Below are 19640 nucleotides of genomic sequence, written 5' to 3'. Positions count from 1 at the left end.
CTGAATGACACGAAAATTCAGTTGTTGAGGCTGACCAGACTGATCGGAAATTTGCGCGAGCAGAACTCGCAGTTGACGACGATATCGCCAGCATCGTCGGCCATTTCGGCACGTTCGCTGGCGGGGAAACGGGCAATAACGTCCCGGATATGGTCCGGATCGCAGCGGCATCCTTTCGACATATACTGGCCTTCGGAAATGCGGACCTCATCCTCGTCGTGGAAAAGGCGCCAGGCAATTTCTTCCAGCGGCAACGCCGGATCGGCCAGTTCTTCGGGCTTCACTGTTTCAGAAAGGATGCGGACATGCTCCCAATCCGGATGGTCGCCGCGCGCGGCAATGCGTTCGCGCCCCTCTTCGCCATCGGGAAGATGTTGCACGAGCATGCCACCCGCGATGCAGCGTCCATCGACATGGCTGATCGCAATGCGGATGAAAGTCGGGATCTGTTCCGACTGGTCGAAATATTGCATCGCCGCTTCGGAAAGATTGGCCCCTTCGAGCGGGACAATCCCCTGATAACGCCCGCCACCTTCGGCTTCGGGAAGCGGCCGGTCGAACGTGACCGCGAGATAGCCTTTGCCAAATAGCGCGAACAGGTTGGGATCGGCCGGCACCTCGGCAAGGCGGGCCATGTCGAATTGCGCATATCCGCGCACTGCACCATCGATGTAATCGCAGACGAGCAGCGAAATCGGGCCATTTTCGGTCTGCGCCTGGATCGTCAACTGGCCTTCGCGTTCCTTCAGCGTGGTGCCAAGCAAGGATGTGAGCACGAGCGCTTCGGCAAGGATCTTTTCAACCGAAGGAGGATAGGCATGCGCCGACAGCACATCGTTGAGCACGGTATCGAGCCGCACCAGCCGCCCGCGCGCATTCAGCGCCGGAATCGAAAAGCGCAAAGGCTGGTCGCAACGCGTTTCCGACTGTGCAGCCATCAGATCTTGCCAAAGCACCAGAGCAGGATCGATTTCTGGGCGTGGAGGCGGTTTTCCGCTTCATCCCAGATTACCGATTGCGGACCATCGAGCACATCGTCGGTCGCCTCTTCGCCGCGATGCGCAGGCAGGCAGTGCAGGAATTTGGCATCGGCCTTTGCCCCTGCCATCAACCGCTCATTGACCTGATAGGGCATCATCGCAGCAATCTTGTTATGTGCATGTTCCTGGCCCATCGACACCCAGGTATCGGTGACGACAACATCCGCGCCCGCCACGGCCTCTGCCGCGTCGCGGGTTATCGTGATGTTCGCCCCTCTGGCGCGGGCCTCTTCGATGAAGGTCGCATCGCTGTCATAGCCTTGCGGCACGCCGATGCGCACGTTGAACTTCATCAACCCGGCGGCTTCAACGATCGAATTGAGCACATTGTTGCCATCGCCCAGCCAGGCAAGCTCTAGCCCCGGCAGCGCCTTGCCATGCTCGACCAAAGTCAGCAGGTCGGCAACGATCTGGCAGGGGTGCGAAAGGTCGGTCAGGCCATTGATTACCGGGGCGCTCGAATAAGCCGCCAGTTCCTCGATCTTGGCATGGTCATCAGTGCGGATCATGATCGCATCGACATAGCGCGAAAGCACGCGCGCGGTGTCGGCGATGGTTTCACCACGGCCAAGCTGCATCTGGCCAGAGGCCATGAACATGCTGTCGCCGCCCAATTGCTTGATCGCCATTTCGAACGAGGCACGGGTGCGGGTCGAATTCTTCTCGAATATCATGCCCAGCGTATGGCCAGCGAGCGGAGCATCGCCGTCCGCCTTGCCCTTCGGCCAGCCTGCACGCGCCGCCTTGCGGTCGATCGCATCGTTGATCATCGCCGCAATGGCATCCGCCCCCGCATCAGCGAGATTGAGGAAATGCCGGGTCATGCCTCTGGCCGGACATAGTCGGCAGCGCCTGCCGACAGTTTTTCCATGAAGGTCGCGATATGGCTTTCGTCGATGTTGAGCGGCGGAAGCACGCGGAAGGTGTTGTCGCCCGCAGCCACTGTCAGCAAACCGTGATTGTCACGCAGATGTGCCACAAATGCACGCGCCTCATGCGTCATCATCACGCCAAGCATCAGGCCTTTGCCGCGCACGCCGGTGAACAGGTCGGGATAGTTGCCGATGAACTGCTCGATCGCCGTGCGCAGTTTTTCGCCCGTGGTGCGAACCTGCGCGAGGAATTCGTCATTCGCGACAACATCCCAAACCGCCTGTCCGGCAGCCATGGCGAGCGGGTTGCCGCCATAGGTTGAACCATGCGTGCCGACGACCATGCCGCGCGCCGCCTTTTCGGTGGCAAGGCATGCGCCAAAGGGGAAGCCCCCGCCAATGCCCTTGGCCGAGGCCATGATATCCGGGGTGATGCCATATAGTTCATGCGCGTAAAGCGCGCCTGTGCGCGCGACGCCGCACTGCACCTCGTCGAGGATCAGCATCAGGTCATGTTCGTCGGCCAGCTTGCGCAGGCCCTGCATGAATTCATCCGAAGCGGGGCGGATGCCGCCTTCGCCCTGGATTGGTTCGACGAGGAAGCCCGCCGTGTTCGGCCCCATCGCTGCCTTCGCACCTTCCAGATCGTCGAAATCGACATATTTGAAGCCCTGCAAAAGCGGCAGGAAGCCCTTGTGCATCTTCTCCTGATTGCTTGCCGAAATGGTTGCCATGGTGCGGCCATGAAACGCATTTTTGAAAGTGATCAGTTCATATTTATGATCGTTGCCGACCGACTGGTGATAGGCGCGCGCAGTCTTTATCGCGCATTCGACAGCCTCGGCGCCGGAATTGGTGAAAAAGACGGTGTCAGCGAAAGTGGTATCCACCAAGCGCTGCGCAAATGCCTCGCCCTGCGGGCTGCCATACAGGTTCGACACATGCATCAGCGTCGCTGCCTGTTCCTGGATCGCCTTGGTCAGGTGCGGATGGCCATGGCCCAAGAGGTTGACTGCAATGCCGCTGGCGAAATCAAGCGCGCGGCGGCCGTCTTCGGAAATGAGCCAGGCACCTTCTCCTCGCACCGGCCGGAACCCGCAACGGGGATAGACGGGCATCAAGGGGGTGATCGACATGGCTGGGTCCTTTCCGTTTAGCCAAAAAGCGAAAAGCGGCCCCCTAGGAGGCCGCTGACGTCTAAAGCGGCGGTATAGAAGTGCAGACAGGGCAAATCAAGCCGCAGCGACATGGGCTGACCGAACCGGTTCTGCCGCAAACCATACAAGCCGTTACAAGTTTGCATTACGCGCCTGCTTCAGTTAGTCTTAACATAACGGGTTCGCAAAACATTCGCTGAATGGGAGATTTTCCATGAAGTCTTTTGCGCGCTCATTGCTTTTCACAGCAGCTCCGATCGTCTTGCTCGCAACCGCCCCAGCGGCGAGTTCGCGATACGAACCCGTATTTGACAGCCTGAAAGCGCTCGGATCGATTTGCGGCCAGCGATTGGCGCAAAGCCCGATGCGGCTGAGTCCAGCTCAATACCGCATGGCCTATGAATATGCGCAAAAGGCCAGCCCGGCAGCAGGTGCAGTGCCGCTCATCCAGGGCCTCGAAAAAGTCAGCATGCCCATCGGAACCAGCAACGAAAAGGCCCGGCAGTTTTTCAACCAGGGCCTCGCTTTGACCTACGGCTTCAACCATGAAGGCGCGATCCGATCATTCCGCGCAGCGCAAAAGCTCGATCCCGAATGTGCGATGTGTTTCTGGGGAGAGGCCTATGCCTATGGCCCCAATATCAACGCCCCAATGGATCCCGAAAGCATCGCCCGCACGATGGTCGCGGTTGAACGCGCGACGCAATTACGGGCCAAGGCGGCAGATTGGGAACGCGCCCTGATCGAAACGCTTCCCGTCCGGTACAGCCCCGATAGCAATGCCGACCGGGCGGCACTCGACATGGCTTATACCAATGCGATGCAGATGTTGGCACAGCGCTTCCCAGGCAATGACGATATCGCCGCGCTCACCGCGGAATCGATCATGAACACCCGCCCCTGGGATTATTGGGAGGCCGACGGCCGGTCAAAAGGCGATATCGCAAAAGCGGTCGGCCTGATTGAAACGGTGCTGACGCGCAATCCGGAACATCCGCAAGCCATTCACCTCTACATCCACCTGATGGAATCCTCGAGCGAACCGGCAAAGGCGGAGGCTGCCGCCGACCGGCTGGCCAAACCATTGATGCCCGGCTCGGGCCATCTGGTCCACATGCCGGCGCACCTCTACCACCTCATCGGCAGATATAAGGATTCGATCGATGCCAATGTGGCAGCCGCCAAGGCTGACGAGGCATGGTTTGCGCAATCTGAAGACTCGGGCATTTACCGATTTGGCTATTACCCGCACAATGTCCATTTCATCGTCATGTCGGCGCAAATGGGCGGTGCAAAGGATGTCGCGCTAGAGCAATCAAAGCGGCTGAGCGGCATTTTAGGGGTCGAAGTTGCGATGGCTTTGCCATGGGTGCAGGTGATCTACGCCGCCCCCTATTTCGCGCATGCGCAATTCAGCTCTGCCACCGAAATCTTGGCCCAGCCGGCGCCCGATACAAGGCTGCCTTATGCGACGGCGATGTGGCATTATTCACGCGCAATCGCGGCGGCGATGAAGGCCGATGCTACTGCGACCAATCGCGAAATTGCCGAAATCCGCAAATTGCGTGAAACGGTCGATTTTGCCCCGATGGTTGCGGCGGGCGTTCCTGCGCCGGATCTGTTGCTGCTTGCCGAAGAAGTTGCGCAGGGACGCATCGCCTATAGCCAGAAACGATATCAGGACGCGGTGGCACATTACACGACGGCCACCGAAATCGAGAGCCGCATTCCCTATATGGAGCCGCCTTATTGGTATTATCCGGTGCGCCAATCGCTGGGGGCGGCGCAGCTTGCAATGGGCGATGCTGCCGCCGCGCGCCAAAGCTTCCTGTCCGCGCTCGTCAAATCGCCGAATAATGGCTGGGCGCTATACGGGCTCGCTGAGGCGCAACGGCGCCTTGGTGACAAGCCAGCCATGCGCGGCACATTGAACGCGCTCGACAAGGCCTGGATGGGCAAGGATCGCAAGGCACTGCGGCTGTCGAGGCTGTAATCGCCTTTAGCCCAGCAATGTGTTGATATTGATCTGGTTGGTCAGTGTCCGGTGTACCGGGCATTTCTCGGCGATCTCGATCAGCTTGGCCCGCTGTTCATCATTGAGTGGCCCTTCCAGGCGGACAACGCGGTCGATCATGTCGACGGGCTTGCCGTCATTCTCGCCGGCCCGTTCCTCCTTCGAATGCTCAAGCGTCACATGCACCTTTTCGAGCGGCCAGCCCTTGCGTGCAGCATACATTTCGAGCGTGATCGAGGTGCATGCACCCAGCGCCGACAGCAGCAGTTCATAGGGCGTTGGGCCATTGTCCGTGCCTCCGACATCTTTGGGCTCTCCCGCCGCCCATTGATGCACCCGCGCCTTGATCAACTGGGCGTAAGTCCCCTCAGAGCTTTCGACCGTGGCGCAAGGATTATCCGTCATTCTGTTGATCCTTTTCGCGTTTGGCAGCGTCAATCCGGCGCTGGAGATAACCGTAAAGCAACAGGTGCACGGCAACCAGAAGCAACACGACGATGATCACAATTTTGAGCATGCTCGCCTCCATCGCTCAGGCTGGCGGATTGAAGGGTTGGCAAATCGTCTGGAAAACTTCCATCGCTTCGCACCGATCGGCCAGATCGGCCAACGCCGGAACCGCCGTCCGGTCAATCACGCCGGGATGCGCTTCGCCAACAAAGCGGAGTGCGCAGGCCGTGGCGATATCGGCATGGCCGATCATCGCACCTCCCCAATAGGGGGTCGACTGCGCAGCCCGCTCGCTCTCCAGCATGGCAAGCGCGCCACCAATCTGCGCGCGGCAGCGATCGATCCAGACGTCGGACGACACATCGTGCAGTTTCATCTCGTAGAACAGGCTGACTGCCTTGTCGGCAATTCCGCATGCCAGGGCACATATGCGCAAGGCATCGCGCCGTGCCGGGCCAGACGGGGCAATCAGCGCGCGGTCGGCGCCTGCGCATTCATCCAAATAGTCCAGTATCAAATGGCTTTCCATCAGCGCCACCCCGTCGTCGCAGACCAGTGTCGGCACGCGGCGCAGCGGATTGATCTCTGCCAATCGACCGGCATCGCCGAATACCGACCAGGTGCGATGCTCATAATCGATGCCGTAAAGTGCCATCGCGATGGCGACTCGACGGACAAAAGGTGAGTCATATTGGCCGATCAGGATCATCGCGGCAGGTTACTCCAAATTCGCGCGGGCCGCATCCCAGTTTTGGCCGTCAAAGGTGCGGATCAAAGGATCAATGCCATGCCCGGGATCAAGGCAGCGGTAATTGACGCTCCATGCTTCGGGATGCGATCGCGGCTGGTAGAATGATTTGACCCCGCAAATCGTGCAAAACAGATGCTCTGCCGCGCCGGTACCAAAGCGATAGGAAGTCAGCGATGCGCGCGGTGTCTGCAATTCGAAATCGCGATGCGGCACGATAAGGTGCAGAAAACCAGTGCGACTGCAGATCGAACAATTGCAGTCGAGCAGTTCGACCTGCTTGCTGGGCAATGTGAAGCCGAAACGCACCGCGCCGCAATGGCACCCGCCGGTGATCAAGCCTTCCTTGCCCATGCCCTGTTGTCACCCTGCACCCGTGCCGCGTCAAGCGCCGATGCGTTATTCATGCCCCCGTTAATCACTCGAACAGACTTCGCGCCTACAGCCGCACGTGTCAGGAGTAGTTCCCATTAAATTCATTACCCTTCAATCGCGTGGCGGCAATTACCTCGTCGTCGCATCGAACATCGCATGGCTGCGCACCGCCGAAAATGGCCAAACCCAGATCGGCATCGTCGGCGGCTCACCCCTGCTGGTGACCGGAACGATTGAGGAAACCGCGGCGCTCATCCTTGCGGAAACCGGCAAGGCCATCACCTGAACCACAAAAGCGTAGATGGGGTTAGCTCGACCCGTCGGCGGCGGCGGGTGCAATCGCCTTGTTCAATGCAGCGCTTGGCAGGTTGAGAGCGCGCAGCATCGCCCAGATTTCCTCACGCGCATTGGGTTGGGGCTTGCCGAGTTCAGGTATTGCCTCAAGGTCGAACAAAGTGAGCCCCATCGGAAACAGCTCGCGATAGGTCACGCGCTCGCGAAGGCCCGGCACCAGCCGGAAACCGGCGACCGGTGCAATCTTTTCCAGCGCGTCGAGCACCTTGCGTTCATTCTTGGTGGCAAAGTTGCGCGAGCGGTTCTGCATCACCACCCAATCGAGCGCCTTGGGGCGGATCGCCATGCCCGGTTCCTTCAGATGCTCAACCAGCCGGGCAAAATTGCCGAGCGTGCGGAGCTCGCCGGTGCGCGGATCGATTCGGCCGAGCATGTCGAGATCGATGAAACTGTCGTTCACCGGCGTGATGATCGTATCCGCCATGAAGATCGCCTTGCGCGCGATCGGCGAGTCATGCCCGCCAACATCGATGATGATAAAGTCATGGTGGATGCGCGCCATGCGCAGCTTTTCCTCCAGCTCATTCTCATTCTGCTGGGCGAGCAAAATCTGCTCAGGCCCCGGTAGTTTCACGCCATATTCGCGCTCGCTTTCCTGCCGCGCCCATAGCGCATGGTGCAGCGTCAATTGCCGCAGGTCGACGTCGAGCGCGGCAACGCTCTCCCCCGCATTGCACAAGGCGATGCAGGTGTGGAAGGCGCTTGTAGATTTGCCTACGCCGCCCTTTTCATTGGCAAAGACGATGATGTGGCCGCGCTGCCCCGATGCCGGATATTTCATCCATGCAGGCGTTTCCTGCACCGGATCGGGAAAGGCAGGCGTGCTGTCGAACGCCCTATATTGCGGCGGTGAAGAAATCGGTGGCGGCGGCCATTGGCTGGGCGCAGTCGCATGCGGCGGCGGCAGTGCCAACCGCTTCGGCTTTCGCCGGAAAAGGCGCGCAAAGAATCCCAATGGCCATTACCTCCGAGACAGCGGTGATGGCGAATAGCCGGCCTTGTTTCAAGGCCGACGCGCTATCCCTGATCCGCCAGTTTCAGTTTGAAGCCCATATAGGCATTGGCCGCTATCGCCGCACACAGGTCGCGATACGCCCCGACGCCGCCGGCATAGGGCATGAACACGCGCGGCTTACCCGGAATGTTGGCACCGAGATACCAGCTGTTGGCGTAGTTATAGACGGTGTAGTTCGACACCTCATTCACATGCTCGACCCAGAATTCCTGTGCATGTGCGGTGGGTTCGATCTCGACCATGTTGCTGTCGCGCATGAACACGAACAAGTCGGCCAGCCATTCGACATGCTGCTCAATCGACACCACCATGTTCGACAGCACCGACGGACTGCCCGGGCCGGTAATCGTGAACAGGTTGGGGAAACCTGAAACCATGATACCCAGATAGGTCTTTGGCCCTTCGGCCCAACTATCAACCAAAGTGCGACCTTCTCGGCCCCGGATATCCATGCGGGTCAACGCACCGGTCATCGCATCAAAGCCGATGGCAAAGATGATGGCATCGACCTCATATTCCTTCTCGCTGGTCGCGACACCCTTTTCGGTGATCGTATCGAGCGGGGTTTCATTGAGGTCGACAAGTTCGACATTGGGCCGGTTGAAATTCTGGTAATAGCCGGTGTCGACGCACAGACGTTTTGCTCCGAAGGGATAGTCTTTCGGCGTCAGCTTTTCCGCGACCTTGGGATCGCGTACGATTTCGCGGATTTTCTCCGCAGCGAACTGCGCGACGAGGGCGTTGGAGGCCGGATCGGACGATTGGTCGGCGAATGCCCCCAATATGGCAAATCCACCGTCGGCCCAGCGTTCTTCATAGACCTTGCGGCGCTCATTATCGCCGGTTTCCGAGGCTTTTTGTTCATTGGGTACCGACGAGAGGAACCCGCCAAGCGTCTGCCGTTGCGCCATCCGGTTCTCTGCGCGGTTGGCTAGCCAATTCTTGCGGACCTCCGGATTGGCCGGACCATTGTGCGCGGGCACGCTGAAATTGGGGGTGCGCTGGAAAACGTACAACTGCCCCACCTGCCCCGCAATTTCGGTGATCGACTGGATCGACGACGAACCCGTACCGATGATCGCAACGCGCTTGCCCGAAAGATCGACGCCCTCATGTGGCCAGCGGCCGGTGTGATAGGTCGGCCCGGCAAAGCGCTCCTGCCCCGGGAAATTGGGTTCATTGGGAACCGAAAGGCAACCCGTCGCCGAAACGCAGAAGCGGGCATGGACGCTATCTCCATTTTCGGTATCGACCCGCCACAGATGGTTGGCAGCATCATAATGCGCCGACTTCACCCGCGAATTGAACTGGATATCGCGGCGCAGGTCAAAGCGGTCGGCTACATGATTCAAATAACGCAGGATCTCCGGCTGGCTGGCATAGCGCTCGGTCCAGACCCATTCCTCTTCCAGCTCGGGGCTGAAGGAAAAACTATATTCCTGGCTCTCGATATCCACCCGCGCGCCGGGATAGCGGTTCCAGTACCAGGTTCCGCCAACATCATGCCCGGCCTCAAAAACCTTCGCACTCAGGCCAACCTCGCGCAGCTTGTGGAGCATGTACATGCCCGCCATACCCGCACCGATGATGATGACGTCATAATCGTATTTCATGTGTTTCCTCTCCCCTTGATCCAGCCACGCCGGTTAAAGCGCGACAGAATCACCCGGCAGGATACACAAAAAGGGCAGATGCCAAAGGGGTAGTTGCTACTCCACCGTAACCGACTTCGCCAAATTCCTCGGCTGGTCCACATCGGTGCCTTTCGCGCAGGCGACATGGTAAGCGAGCAGCTGCACCGGCACCGCATAGACAAGCGGCGCGATCAGCGGGTGGACCGAGGGCATTTCGATGGTGGCGAGGCAGCCTTCGCCCGCTTCGGCCAGACCTTCGGCATCCGAAATCAGCACGATCTTACCGCCGCGCGCGCGCACTTCCTGCATGTTGCTGACGGTCTTTTCGAACAACGGCCCGCTGGGTGCGAGGACGATCACCGGCACAGCCTCGTCAATCAAAGCAATCGGGCCGTGCTTCATCTCTCCGCTGGCATAGCCTTCGGCGTGGATATAGCTGATTTCCTTAAGCTTCAGCGCACCTTCGAGCGCGAGGGGGTAATCGGGGCCACGGCCGAGATAGAGCACGTCGCGCGCCGGCGCGATCAGGTGCGCCATTGCGGCGATATCCTCATCATGTGCCAGCGCAGCATTGAGGGCAGCAGGGGCCTCGATCAGGTGGCGGACGATCTCGCGTTCCTCCTCCGCCGATAGCTTGCCCTTCACCAGAGCGAGGTGGGCGGCGAGCGCAGCAAGCACAGCGAGCTGGCAGGTAAAGGCCTTGGTCGATGCAACGCCGATTTCCGGCCCGGCATGGGTGGGGAGGAGCAGGTCCGCCTCACGCGCCATGCTCGATGTCGGCACATTGACGACGACCGCGATGGTCTGCCCATTTTCCTTACAATGCTTGAGCGCAGCGAGCGTATCGGCCGTCTCGCCCGATTGCGAAATGAACAGCGCAAGGCCGCCCTCTTCGAGCACCGGATCGCGGTAGCGGAACTCCGACGCAACATCGATGTCGACTGGCACGCGGGCAAAGGTTTCGAACCAATATTTGGCGACCATCCCGGCATAATAGCTCGTACCGCAGGCGACGATGGTGATGCGCTTCACGCCCGCCAGGTCAAAATCCATCTGCGGCAGCGCGACCGTCTGTTCGAGCGGCCGGATATAGGAAGAGAGCGTCTGCGCAACCACGGTGGGCTGCTCGAAAATCTCTTTCTGCATATAATGGCGGTAATTGCCCTTTTCGATCGCCGCCGCCGATACGCCGCTGGTGGTGATTTCGCGCTGGACCGGATTATTATCCTTGTCGAAAATCTGCGCACCTTCCTTGTAGATGATGACCCAGTCACCTTCCTCCAGATAGGCGATCTTCTGCGTCAGCGGCGCGAGTGCCAGTGCGTCCGAACCCAGATAGGTCTCGCCATCGCCATAACCGACGACCAAGGGCGAGCCGAGCCGCGCGCCGATCAGGAAATCTGGGTTCTCGCGAAAGGCGATGGCGAGCGCAAAGGCACCGCGCAGTTGCGGCAGCACCGCCTTCACCGCCTCGGTCGGCGATTGCCCCGCCTCGATCTGTTCGCTGACAAGATGCGCGACGACTTCGGTATCGGTCTCGCTCTCGAACGTGCGGCCACGCGCCGTCAGTGCATCGCGCAGCGGCTTGAAATTTTCGATGATGCCGTTGTGGACCAGCGCGACTTCGCCGGTCGCATGCGGGTGCGCGTTGCTCGTGGTCGGCGCGCCATGGGTCGCCCAGCGGGTGTGCGCAATGCCGATATTGCCGGGTGCCGGATTGCCGGCGAGTTCCTTGACGAGGTTGTTGAGCTTCCCCTCCGCACGGCGGCGGATCAACTGGCCGTCAAGCACGGTGCACACGCCCGCGCTGTCATAACCGCGATACTCCATTCGCCGAAGGCCATCGACCAGACGGTCTGCCACTGCTTCCTTGCCGACGATGCCAATAATGCCACACATTTATTTTGTTTCCTTTGGAGCTTTGTATGGAACGCGGATACCCGGCATTTCAGCAGGGAAGTCCTTTGTATTTCTTGTGACCAAGATCCGGCCTGACACCTGCGCCGAAGCCAGGATGATTGCATCTGATGATTTCAGCGATTTACGCTGATGCCGAAGTGCTGCCGCGCGACGACCGATTTCTTCATCGATTTCGCACATTGCAAACAGACGAAGGAATTCCTCCGTTTCCTTTGTCGCTTCATCGGGAACGCCGGACATAACCTCTATCCATGTTATCCGGCTGATCCATGCACGGGTTACGCTGCGCACTTCAGCCCATGCTGCCGGCCTGTTATGCAGCATGTCGATAATGATGTTCGTATCGAAAAATCGCTCGCTCACGTGGCTTTTGATTTCTTTTTGGGCGGCGTCAGGTCGCTCACATCCGGCCATTCGCCGCGAAGCTTGCGTTCATATTCAAGACCATCCACGTTCGATCCATGTCGCTCCCATAGGCCGAAATATTTTTCAAACCCTTCCTTGCCACTCGCCTCCAAATAATTGGATACGGCTTCGCGCAATACAGCCGCGCGTGACTTGCCTTCGCGCTTGGCGATTTCATCCAGCTTGCGAACATCTTCGGCCGGGACATCAACGAGGAATCTGCCCATAATGATATACTGATATCATATCATGATATCATGTCAAGCGATTCACTTCCCTTGCTTCTTTTTCCGCATCGTATCGTGGAAACGATCGGCCCAGCCGGGCTTCATCAGCTGCTCTGCGCGGACCATGCGGAGTTCGCCATCGGCCACATCGCGTGACACTGCGCTGCCCGCTGCGACTATCGCATCGCGTCCGATCTTCACCGGGGCGATCAGGGCTGAGTTGCTGCCAATAAAGGCCCCCTCGCCAATCACTGTCTGATATTTGAAATAGCCGTCATAATTGCAAGTGATTGTACCCGCGCCGATATTCGCCTTGGCACCGATTTCGGCGTCGCCCAGATAGGTCAGGTGGTTGGCCTTGGCACCTTTCCCCAGATGCGCTTTCTTGGTTTCGACGAAATTGCCGATCTTGGCCTTTTCCTCGAGCACAGTGCCGGGGCGGAGCCTTGCAAAGGGTCCAACTTCGCAACCCTCGCCAATCACCGCGCCTTCGATATGGCTGTTCGCGCAGATCTTCACATTATCGGCCACGCGCACTCCAGGACCGAAGAACACATTGGGTTCGATCGTGACATCACGGCCAAGCTGTGTGTCGTAGGAAAACCACACCGTTTCAGGCGCGATCAGGCTGGCGCCATCGGCCATCGCCTGCACGCGGCGGCGTTTCTGCCATTCGGCCTCCATCGCGGCCAGTTCGCCGCGGCTGTTGATGCCGGTCACGTCATAGGGATCGGTTTTGACGACATGGCAATGCCGCCCGTCCTGCACCGCGATGTTGACGATATCGACGAGGTAATATTCGCCCGCCGCATTATTGTTGGTGACGCGCGCGAGCAGCGCAAACAGATCCTGGGCGCGCACCGCCATCAGGCCCGAATTGCACAGCTTCGTCTGGCGCTGCTTTTCGGTGGCATCCTTGTGCTCGACCATCCATTCGATGCGGTCGCCGGTTGCAACGATGCGGCCATATTGCAGCGTGTCTTCGGGTTCGAAGCCAAGCACGACAACTTCGGGGCGATCATCGCTGTGCAGCCGATCGATCATCGCTTGCATCGTTTTTGTCGGCACAAAGGGAACATCGCCGTAAAGGATCAGCACATCGCCATCGAAATCCTTGAGCGCGCTTTCCGCCTGCTGCACCGCATGGCCGGTGCCGAGCTGCGGTTCCTGCACCACCGTCTCCGCACTGTCGCCAAGGGCATCGCGCAGCTGGTCTGCCTTGTCGCCGACGACGACCACCTTCTTCGCAGGCTCCAGCGCATCGACGCTCGCCATCAGGTGCATCAGCATCGGGCGCCCCGCAATCGGGTGCAGCACCTTGTGCAGTTCGGATTTCATGCGGGTACCCTTACCCGCGGCGAGGATGATGGCGGCGATATTGCTCATGCGCCAAGGCTTTAGAAGCAAATGGTTGCAGTTTCCAGAATTTGCGGACAGCTAAAGACGATATGACAAAATTCCCCTTCGACATTGTCGGCTTCGATCTCGATGGCACGCTGCTCGATACCAGCATCGAGCTTGCCGCCTCGCTCAACCATGCCCTGCAAAGCATTGGCCGGCCGCCGATTGCCACCGATGGCGTCAAGGCGCTGGTCGGGATGGGCACGCGGCACATGCTGACTTTGGGGCTGCAGCAATCGGGCGAAGCCGACGAGGAAACCATCCGCGCGCTCCACCCTGTTCTGATCGATCATTATCGCGCCAATCTGGGCAGCAATTGCCCGCCCTTTCCGGGCCTGGTCACAGCGATCGACGCGCTAGAGGCTATGGGCGTCAAACTGGCGGTGGTGACCAACAAATTTGAAAGCCTCGCGGTCGAACTGCTCGGCAATGTCGGGCTGGCGGAGCGGTTCGTCACCATCATCGGCGGTGACACGATGGGGAAAGGCAATGGCAAGCCCAAGCCCGATCCGATCCACGAAATGATTGCACGCTGTGGCGGTGGCCGCGCCGCCTATATCGGCGATTCCATCCACGATGTTCATGCCTCACGTGCGGCAGGCATCCCCAGCGTGGCAGTAGCCTTTGGCTTTCTCAGCCAACCTGCGGAGGAACTGGGCGCCGATGCTGTGATCAACCATTATGACGAACTGGTCGAAACGCTTCACACGCTGGGCTAGCCCTTGCGCCACTTGACCCACAGGTGCCGCGCCAGCATCAATGGCGGCATTCGGAGCCAGTGCGAGCGGATGTAGAATAGCAGCCGGATAAACTTTCGCGTCGGGCGGCCCCAGCCGTCGCGCGCGGTCAGCCGCGCCACATACCATTTATCCTGCCGGTGCCAGCCCGCCCAATCCTTCGGAATTTGGGTTCCATAAAGCTGGTGCGCCAGCCGAACGGCGCGTTCGACGGGTTCGGAGAGCTGGTGCAGCGAAGCGCGCGATCGCAATTGAACCCAGAACTCGGCGCTCGAAAATTGGCCGAGTAGGCAGTGAATATCCCAAAGATTGCGCAAACCCCCGTCCAATTCACCATCGGCAAAGAGATGCGCTGCGCTGTGACAGACCATGTCGGTGGGGGAGAGGGTGTATAATCCTCCCCTCCCGCTTGCGGGAGGGGAGGGGGGAGGGCCTGAAATCCCGTAAGGCTCGCTTTGCTCGCCCCCTCCCCTAACCCCTCCCGCAGGCGGGAGGGGGATAGCCGCGCCCAACATCCCAGCCGCATCCGGCGTCTGCCTAGCAGTCAGCGGCAGGATGGTGTGGTGGACGTCGATCATCCGGTCGCGCTCCTTGTGGATCAGCGGCGGAAGTTCGTGCATATGATCGCGGTAATAGGCGTCGTCATAGGGGTCGGGTTTGACCCATTCCCAACCGGCAGCGAGCAGCGCGGCCTCAACCTGCGGAAGATCGTCGCGCGCCACCAAGATGTCGAGGTCACCAATCGAGCGGCCCTCGCCTGCCTTGAGGCCCGCTGCGACATAAGCTGTGCCTTTGAGCAACACGACCTTGCCGCCATAGCCTGCCAAGGCCCGCCGAGCGCAATCCGCCTCCCACAGCGCGGAGCGGCGCTGGTAATCGGCATTGACCCGCGCTTCGGCAAGTATTTCTGCGACCTTCGGTGGCACCGACTCAATTTTGAGTCGCTCGGCGAGCGTGCCAAGCAACAGTTCGGCGCGCGCCATCGAGAGCAATTCGGTCCAGCCCTGCACATCGAGATCGCTTGCGATCGCGGGATCGCGCAACGCATCGACCAACAGCTTTGCATCGCGGCTCATGCCAGCCGCTCCCACAGCTGTTCGACCAGCGCGACCGCCTCTTCGCCCGACTGATAATCGATCGCGCGCGACGGCACTGATCGGACGAAACGAGTCAGTGTGATGAACCCCGTCTCGCCCAGCGCGACATAGTTGGTCGACGCCTGGGTCAGCCGCATGAAGGTCTCGCCCGGGGCCACCTCGCGCACTTCGCCCGGATAACCAAAGCGCGGGAACAAGAGCAAAGCGGGCGCTCCACCCTGCCCCATCCGCGCGATCGCATCGCCAGGAGGAACCAGATGGCGTATATCGCCCTTGGGCGTGCCCGCCAGCAGCGGCCCAAAGTGACCATCGGGCTTTACCGCCTGCATCGCTGCGATAGCGCTGTTCTTCAGGCTGATCAGGCGCGGGAACGGAACGGCATCGCCACTCACAGGATCAAGCAGCACAAATTCGTCACCCATGAAACGCCAGCCGCGCGATCCGAGCAGCGCAGACAAGGTCGATTTGCCTGAGCCTGACTGCCCCGTCATCACCAGCACCCGACCGTCACGCTCTACCGCGCTCGCGTGGAGCAGCAGGTGCCGCCGCCAGCCCAGCGCCATCTGCAGGTTCATCGCCATTTCCGCCGCAAGCAGGCCCTGCGCCAGTGGCAAGGGCGCAGCATCGGGCAGCATATAATCGCCGCAAATCGCGACCGACGGCCGCAGCCAACGGCGCAGCAAACCGGTTGGCTCCAGCCGCACGCTGAAATCGGTGAATTCCGGCTGCGGATAGTCGCGGTAAAGCTCTGCCATCTGCGCCAAGGGTTCGCGCCATGCCGATCCGATGCGGAAAGCCGCCGGCCCCACCTGCACGCGAAATTCATGCATCGGTAATACGCTCTACCAGCCCGAGTTCGGCCAGCTCCTCCAGCCGCTCGGACAGCACCGCCACTGCATCCGCTGCTCCGCCAAGATCGAACGTCTTGGCCAAGCGTTTGGCCAGTATTGCCGCGTCCACAGCATCGTCACCCATCGCCGCGAGCATCTGCGGCACGGGCTCTCCCACCATATGCGTAATGCCTGAACGCCGCTGGTAAATGAGCGTCATCATGTCGAGTGGTTCGACAAGCCGCTGGTCAGCCGGTTCGGCACGGTAAAGGACTTTTGAACTGCCCACGGCCAATGCCTAACGCATAGCCGTTAAAATTCAATCAGCCGGTCAGCGTGGCATTTGCAGCGATGCGAAACAGGTAAATCCGCTTTGGCCCGCCTGCAGGCGGCGAATGTAGTTCACATAGGCCTGGCTCTGTTCGTAGGTCGTGCCCGGCAAAGTCTGGCCGGAAAGCGCGCGCTTCACTTCCTCACCACTGAAGCGCTGGCCGGTGGCGGTGAAAGAACCGGGTGTATCGGGGGCAACAAGATTGCCGGTGGCATCGATATTCATGCCTGCACCATGCGGGCCGGGCACCGGAATTTCGCAGTTCAGCACCGACCCTGCGGTCTGCGCAAGCGCCGGACGAACCGAAACCACCGCCGCCACGCCCGCTGCACCCAGCATCAACGCGCGTCGGCGCGTCGGCATCTGCATCGCATCATCGTTGTCAGGGATTTCGCCACTCATCATGTGCACTTAGCAAAGACCGCGCAGGAATCCATAAGCCGAATTGTAAAGCCTTTGTGGCGTCTAGTAACGGGACAGGCTGTCTCGCGGCAGTTAACGTGAAAAGGGGCGGAGCCAATGTCCGCCCCTTCTGAATGTCACACCGCTTACTTCGCCGTGTAAGGCAAAGACGAATGGTGCAGCACGATACGCAGCTTGCCTTCGCCATCGCGCACATAGCCCCAGGTCTTGTCAACGGTGGTGACATTGCCCTTGCTATCGGTGAGGCTAACATTGCCCATAGAAATGGCAGAATTGCCGGTGATGATAACACCCGCATTCTGCACCTTGTACGAACGCCAACTCTTGAGCGCGAAGCCGGTGTCATTCTTATATTCCGAATTACCGCCTACAAAATAGGCGAGAGCTCCGTCACGGGTCGTGCGGAAGGTCTGCGGGGCGAGCGTCAAGGTCGGTTTGAACAGCACCGGGCCCATATTATAGCCATAGGCGCTGTCGAGAACGGTTTCGGCGAGCTTCTTCGCAGCGGCAAAACCCTTATTGTCATATTCGGTTGAGATGGAGACCAGGGCGTTGCCCCACGCCTGCTGCGCAGCCTCAACTTCGGCCATGGTGATCGGACTATAGGGCGCTGTGTGAGCGCTCGATCCGTGATTGTGTTGGTGTGTGCCGTGCGACTGGGCCAGCGCTGGCGAAGTGGCCGACACCAGGCATGCGGCCACTGCTACCGAACGTGCGTAACGAAACATAAAACACTCCAATAACTTAAGAGCGTTTCCCCCAGCGCCTAAATGGCATTTTGATACAATGTATCAATGCCGCCATTTACTGCATGACTTCGCTTCGTCGTTCCTTTGGAACGGCTTGGCGTTGTTGATCAGAATTCGATCTGCATCCGAGCCTGGAACAGGTCGACACCATAACCGCGCTGGTCGATCGCCACGGTCGATGTCGGATCGACAAGCGCTGCGATCGGGCCACCTTCGACATCGATGCGACCATAGTTGAGCATGAAGCGGATATAGTCGATCGGATACCAGTTGAAGCCCAGCAGATATCCGGTTTGCGAGCCGCCACGGCCCAGACGGCTATTGAGCGCAGCAAGGCTGGTCGCACCTGTGGTGAAATTATTGGTTAGCCCGTTTTTGAGTGCGGCATCATCCAGATCGACATGATCAATGCGCGCCATCAATTGGAATGCGCCTGAACCGCCCTTGTTGATTGGATTGAGCACCTTGGTGCGGTTCCAGGTGCCATCACCACGCTTGTAACCGCGCGTTTCGCCGGTCAGGAAATAGCCAATCTCGCCATAAGCGCCGAAAAATTCGGGATTGGTCGCGGCAACGATCGCGGAGTTACCGCCCGAAAAGACATCGAGTCCCGAAGCCAGATCGCCTGCCTGATAGGCATCGGCTTTCAGCCATTGTGCTTCACCGGCAAGATACAGCCCTTTGAAGATAGCGGCGGCTTCGACGCCGATGATGCGGTCGCTCTTGGCAGCAAAACTGCCGGTGTCGACAAAACGCACGTCGGTCAATTGCGTGTTGGGCCGGGCACGATAGCGCGCCAATTGGCCGGTCGACGGGTTGTTGACCCCGGCCACACCACCGTTGGAGGCAAATTCGCGATGCTGGTAACCTAACCCGAAATGCAGCTGACCGCCCAGCGCCTTGGGCGCATAAACCAGGCGCGCGGCGCCGATCCAGCCATCATTATCAAAGCTGCTATCGATGCTGTGCGCGGTGAACATCGCAATCTCGGCGCGTACATCGTCATTTTGGCTGTGCCAGGCTACCGCGGCGCCAAGGCGACGGCTGTTGAGGAAGGCATCGTTGAACGCGGCACGCTCAAGGAAGGAGTTGTTGTTCGAACTGCTGACCTGCTCAAGCCCGTTTAGCGTTTCGAAATTGCCGATGCGCACCACAATCGGCGCGTTTGCCGGGCTGTAACTTAGGAAAACATCACCAAAATTGGTGCTGCTGTTGGCAAAATCAGCCTCAACCTTATAGCCGAAACCACCGGGCATCGTGCCTTCGGCACCCAGGCGCACGCGGCGGACACGGCTGTTGAACCCAAGGTTGCGGCTCGCGGCATAATCGCCGGGGATACTGACATAGCCCGCATCATAATGAAGGCGCCCGCGCGGCTTGAAGCTCCAGCCATCGGCGGTCTTGATTTCGGGGGCACCTTTGAAACTGATTTCAGGTGCAGGTTTTACATCGGCTTTTTTCTCCGCAGTTGCGACAGGCGTGGGTGCAGGCGCTGGTGCAGCGGCAGCCTTCTCAACCTTGGCGGAAAGATAAGCCAGTTGCTCCTTCAATGCGGCAACCTCGGCCCGAAGTGCCTCGATTTCGGCATCGTTCGATTGGGCAAGAGCCGGATTTGCAACCAGCATTGCTGCGGTTGCAACACTGCCCATCAATATTTTGCGCGCTGAAATCATGGTGTTTCCCCTGTCCTTTCCCGAATCGCTGTGACAGTTAGATTGCCAATTCGCGTCGTCTTTATGACGGCAATGAGTAGCTTTTGTTACAGTCGCCATTTCCACGCTTTACGCTTGCGTAAACGTAAACGTCATGCCAAGCCGCGCGTCGCAAAATTCCCGGGGTTTTGGAGTCGCTGCCTTGCGCT

At 59.4% G+C, this 19640-nt stretch carries 23 protein-coding genes; 4 read left to right on the top strand and 19 right to left on the bottom strand.

The window, feature by feature from the left end; translation table 11 throughout:
* Positions 1-17: 17 nt before the first annotated feature.
* From hslO to ACFSAG_RS08735, 3 genes are read right to left on the bottom strand one after another with little or no spacing between them, the layout of a single operon-like run.
* Positions 18-938: an Hsp33 family molecular chaperone HslO gene (gene hslO, locus ACFSAG_RS08745; protein WP_381513622.1), complete on the bottom strand. Its 921-nt coding sequence runs from the start codon at positions 936-938 to the stop codon at positions 18-20.
* Positions 938-1864, bottom strand: coding sequence for an ornithine carbamoyltransferase (gene argF, locus ACFSAG_RS08740; protein WP_381513619.1), 927 nt, complete (start codon positions 1862-1864; stop codon positions 938-940). The genes hslO and argF overlap by 1 nt, the downstream gene beginning before the upstream one ends.
* Positions 1861-3048, bottom strand: a complete 1188-nt coding sequence (locus ACFSAG_RS08735) for an aspartate aminotransferase family protein (RefSeq protein ID WP_374615177.1) — start codon at positions 3046-3048, stop codon at positions 1861-1863. The genes argF and ACFSAG_RS08735 overlap by 4 nt, the downstream gene beginning before the upstream one ends.
* Positions 3049-3283: 235 nt before the next feature.
* Between ACFSAG_RS08735 and ACFSAG_RS08730 the strand changes: the two genes are divergently transcribed.
* Positions 3284-5062: a hypothetical protein gene (locus ACFSAG_RS08730; RefSeq protein ID WP_381513614.1), complete on the top strand. Its 1779-nt coding sequence runs from the start codon at positions 3284-3286 to the stop codon at positions 5060-5062.
* A gap of 6 nt (positions 5063-5068) precedes the next feature.
* Here the strand turns inward: ACFSAG_RS08730 and ACFSAG_RS08725 are convergent, their stop codons facing one another.
* Genes ACFSAG_RS08725 through ACFSAG_RS08710 form a run of 4 tightly spaced genes read right to left on the bottom strand, consistent with a single transcriptional unit; the run spans position 5069 to position 6635 of the window.
* Positions 5069-5488, bottom strand: coding sequence for an OsmC family protein (locus ACFSAG_RS08725; protein WP_381513610.1), 420 nt, complete (start codon positions 5486-5488; stop codon positions 5069-5071).
* Positions 5478-5600: a hypothetical protein gene (locus tag ACFSAG_RS08720; protein WP_374615329.1), complete on the bottom strand. Its 123-nt coding sequence runs from the start codon at positions 5598-5600 to the stop codon at positions 5478-5480. The genes ACFSAG_RS08725 and ACFSAG_RS08720 overlap by 11 nt, the downstream gene beginning before the upstream one ends.
* 15 nt (positions 5601-5615) lie before the next feature.
* Entirely contained in the window at positions 5616-6242 is a 627-nt protein-coding gene (locus ACFSAG_RS08715; RefSeq protein WP_381513605.1) for a glutathione S-transferase family protein, read from the bottom strand.
* Between the two features lie 9 nt (positions 6243-6251).
* The gene (locus ACFSAG_RS08710; RefSeq protein WP_381513603.1) at positions 6252-6635 is read right to left on the bottom strand and encodes a GFA family protein; all 384 of its coding nucleotides are present in this window, start codon (positions 6633-6635) and stop codon (positions 6252-6254) included.
* Positions 6636-6732: 97 nt separating this feature from the next.
* On the opposite strand from ACFSAG_RS08710, the gene ACFSAG_RS08705 reads away from it, so the two are divergent.
* Entirely contained in the window at positions 6733-6942 is a 210-nt protein-coding gene (locus ACFSAG_RS08705; protein WP_381513600.1) for a hypothetical protein, read from the top strand.
* Positions 6943-6963: 21 nt separating this feature from the next.
* Here the strand turns inward: ACFSAG_RS08705 and ACFSAG_RS08700 are convergent, their stop codons facing one another.
* On the bottom strand, positions 6964-7791 hold the full coding sequence (locus tag ACFSAG_RS08700) for a division plane positioning ATPase MipZ (RefSeq protein ID WP_381513597.1): 828 nt from the start codon (positions 7789-7791) through the stop codon (positions 6964-6966).
* Between ACFSAG_RS08700 and ACFSAG_RS08695 the strand changes: the two genes are divergently transcribed.
* Complete coding sequence (locus ACFSAG_RS08695) at positions 7754-8002, top strand: hypothetical protein (protein WP_381513594.1); 249 nt, start codon at positions 7754-7756, stop codon at positions 8000-8002. The genes ACFSAG_RS08700 and ACFSAG_RS08695 overlap by 38 nt on opposite strands.
* A 25-nt stretch (positions 8003-8027) precedes the next feature.
* Here ACFSAG_RS08695 and ACFSAG_RS08690 read toward each other — a convergent pair whose 3' ends face one another.
* The 5 genes from ACFSAG_RS08690 to glmU form a co-directional block, all read right to left on the bottom strand.
* Positions 8028-9638: a flavin-containing monooxygenase gene (locus tag ACFSAG_RS08690; RefSeq protein ID WP_381513591.1), complete on the bottom strand. Its 1611-nt coding sequence runs from the start codon at positions 9636-9638 to the stop codon at positions 8028-8030.
* Positions 9639-9734: 96 nt separating this feature from the next.
* Complete coding sequence (glmS, locus tag ACFSAG_RS08685) at positions 9735-11558, bottom strand: glutamine--fructose-6-phosphate transaminase (isomerizing) (protein WP_374615320.1); 1824 nt, start codon at positions 11556-11558, stop codon at positions 9735-9737.
* Complete coding sequence (locus ACFSAG_RS08680) at positions 11559-11993, bottom strand: type II toxin-antitoxin system VapC family toxin (protein ID WP_381513587.1); 435 nt, start codon at positions 11991-11993, stop codon at positions 11559-11561.
* Positions 11939-12211, bottom strand: coding sequence for a ribbon-helix-helix domain-containing protein (locus tag ACFSAG_RS08675; RefSeq protein ID WP_374615318.1), 273 nt, complete (start codon positions 12209-12211; stop codon positions 11939-11941). Before ACFSAG_RS08675 ends, ACFSAG_RS08680 begins: the two co-directional genes overlap by 55 nt.
* A 42-nt stretch (positions 12212-12253) precedes the next feature.
* Positions 12254-13597, bottom strand: coding sequence for a bifunctional UDP-N-acetylglucosamine diphosphorylase/glucosamine-1-phosphate N-acetyltransferase GlmU (gene glmU / locus ACFSAG_RS08670; protein WP_381513582.1), 1344 nt, complete (start codon positions 13595-13597; stop codon positions 12254-12256).
* Positions 13598-13659: 62 nt separating this feature from the next.
* Here glmU and ACFSAG_RS08665 point away from each other — a divergent pair, with 62 nt between their 5' ends.
* Positions 13660-14331 (top strand): HAD family hydrolase, encoded by a 672-nt coding sequence (locus ACFSAG_RS08665; protein ID WP_381513579.1) that lies wholly within the window; start codon positions 13660-13662, stop codon positions 14329-14331.
* Here the strand turns inward: ACFSAG_RS08665 and ACFSAG_RS08660 are convergent.
* The 6 genes from ACFSAG_RS08660 to ACFSAG_RS08635 form a co-directional block, all read right to left on the bottom strand.
* The gene (locus ACFSAG_RS08660) at positions 14328-15425 is read right to left on the bottom strand and encodes a nucleotidyltransferase domain-containing protein (protein WP_381513576.1); all 1098 of its coding nucleotides are present in this window, start codon (positions 15423-15425) and stop codon (positions 14328-14330) included. The two genes, ACFSAG_RS08665 and ACFSAG_RS08660, sit on opposite strands and share 4 nt — an antisense overlap.
* Positions 15422-16276: an HprK-related kinase A gene (locus tag ACFSAG_RS08655; RefSeq protein ID WP_381513573.1), complete on the bottom strand. Its 855-nt coding sequence runs from the start codon at positions 16274-16276 to the stop codon at positions 15422-15424. The genes ACFSAG_RS08660 and ACFSAG_RS08655 overlap by 4 nt, the downstream gene beginning before the upstream one ends.
* Positions 16269-16565 (bottom strand): HPr-rel-A system PqqD family peptide chaperone, encoded by a 297-nt coding sequence (locus ACFSAG_RS08650; protein WP_381513570.1) that lies wholly within the window; start codon positions 16563-16565, stop codon positions 16269-16271. Before ACFSAG_RS08650 ends, ACFSAG_RS08655 begins: the two co-directional genes overlap by 8 nt.
* Before the next feature lie 42 nt (positions 16566-16607).
* Positions 16608-17012 carry a hypothetical protein gene (locus ACFSAG_RS08645; protein WP_381514125.1) on the bottom strand — a complete coding sequence of 135 codons (405 nt, stop codon included), beginning with the start codon at positions 17010-17012 and terminating at the stop codon, positions 16608-16610.
* 143 nt (positions 17013-17155) lie between these two features.
* Positions 17156-17758 (bottom strand): hypothetical protein, encoded by a 603-nt coding sequence (locus ACFSAG_RS08640; protein ID WP_381513569.1) that lies wholly within the window; start codon positions 17756-17758, stop codon positions 17156-17158.
* A gap of 128 nt (positions 17759-17886) precedes the next feature.
* Positions 17887-19452 (bottom strand): OprO/OprP family phosphate-selective porin, encoded by a 1566-nt coding sequence (locus ACFSAG_RS08635; protein WP_381513566.1) that lies wholly within the window; start codon positions 19450-19452, stop codon positions 17887-17889.
* Between the last annotated feature and the right edge of the window lie 188 nt (positions 19453-19640).

Origin of the sequence: Sphingorhabdus buctiana (assembly GCF_042680825.1) — a bacterium.
GTDB lineage: Bacteria > Pseudomonadota > Alphaproteobacteria > Sphingomonadales > Sphingomonadaceae > Sphingorhabdus_B > Sphingorhabdus_B buctiana.
This window is presented reverse-complemented; position numbering and strand designations above follow the sequence as displayed.

Bases quoted from the DNA above. Each gene is read 5' to 3' on its own strand.
- glmS (WP_374615320.1), bottom strand. From the start codon at position 11,558: ATGTGTGGCATTATTGGCATCGTCGGCAAGGAAGCAGTGGCAGACCGT.
- glmU (WP_381513582.1), bottom strand. From the start codon at position 13,597: ATGAGCAATATCGCCGCCATCATCCTCGCCGCGGGTAAGGGTACCCGC.
- ACFSAG_RS08660 (WP_381513576.1), bottom strand. From the start codon at position 15,425: ATGAGCCGCGATGCAAAGCTGTTGGTCGATGCGTTGCGCGATCCCGCG.
- ACFSAG_RS08730 (WP_381513614.1), top strand. From the start codon at position 3,284: ATGAAGTCTTTTGCGCGCTCATTGCTTTTCACAGCAGCTCCGATCGTC.
- ACFSAG_RS08720 (WP_374615329.1), bottom strand. From the start codon at position 5,600: ATGCTCAAAATTGTGATCATCGTCGTGTTGCTTCTGGTTGCCGTGCAC.
- ACFSAG_RS08640 (WP_381513569.1), bottom strand. From the start codon at position 17,758: ATGTTTCGTTACGCACGTTCGGTAGCAGTGGCCGCATGCCTGGTGTCG.
- hslO (WP_381513622.1), bottom strand. From the start codon at position 938: ATGGCTGCACAGTCGGAAACGCGTTGCGACCAGCCTTTGCGCTTTTCG.
- ACFSAG_RS08735 (WP_374615177.1), bottom strand. From the start codon at position 3,048: ATGTCGATCACCCCCTTGATGCCCGTCTATCCCCGTTGCGGGTTCCGG.
- argF (WP_381513619.1), bottom strand. From the start codon at position 1,864: ATGACCCGGCATTTCCTCAATCTCGCTGATGCGGGGGCGGATGCCATT.
- ACFSAG_RS08710 (WP_381513603.1), bottom strand. From the start codon at position 6,635: ATGGGCAAGGAAGGCTTGATCACCGGCGGGTGCCATTGCGGCGCGGTG.
- ACFSAG_RS08655 (WP_381513573.1), bottom strand. From the start codon at position 16,276: ATGCATGAATTTCGCGTGCAGGTGGGGCCGGCGGCTTTCCGCATCGGA.
- ACFSAG_RS08695 (WP_381513594.1), top strand. From the start codon at position 7,754: ATGATGTGGCCGCGCTGCCCCGATGCCGGATATTTCATCCATGCAGGC.
- ACFSAG_RS08680 (WP_381513587.1), bottom strand. From the start codon at position 11,993: ATGGCCGGATGTGAGCGACCTGACGCCGCCCAAAAAGAAATCAAAAGC.
- ACFSAG_RS08690 (WP_381513591.1), bottom strand. From the start codon at position 9,638: ATGAAATACGATTATGACGTCATCATCATCGGTGCGGGTATGGCGGGC.
- ACFSAG_RS08645 (WP_381514125.1), bottom strand. From the start codon at position 17,012: ATGATGAGTGGCGAAATCCCTGACAACGATGATGCGATGCAGATGCCG.
- ACFSAG_RS08725 (WP_381513610.1), bottom strand. From the start codon at position 5,488: ATGACGGATAATCCTTGCGCCACGGTCGAAAGCTCTGAGGGGACTTAC.
- ACFSAG_RS08700 (WP_381513597.1), bottom strand. From the start codon at position 7,791: ATGAAATATCCGGCATCGGGGCAGCGCGGCCACATCATCGTCTTTGCC.
- ACFSAG_RS08715 (WP_381513605.1), bottom strand. From the start codon at position 6,242: ATGATCCTGATCGGCCAATATGACTCACCTTTTGTCCGTCGAGTCGCC.
- ACFSAG_RS08675 (WP_374615318.1), bottom strand. From the start codon at position 12,211: ATGGGCAGATTCCTCGTTGATGTCCCGGCCGAAGATGTTCGCAAGCTG.
- ACFSAG_RS08665 (WP_381513579.1), top strand. From the start codon at position 13,660: ATGACAAAATTCCCCTTCGACATTGTCGGCTTCGATCTCGATGGCACG.
- ACFSAG_RS08635 (WP_381513566.1), bottom strand. From the start codon at position 19,452: ATGATTTCAGCGCGCAAAATATTGATGGGCAGTGTTGCAACCGCAGCA.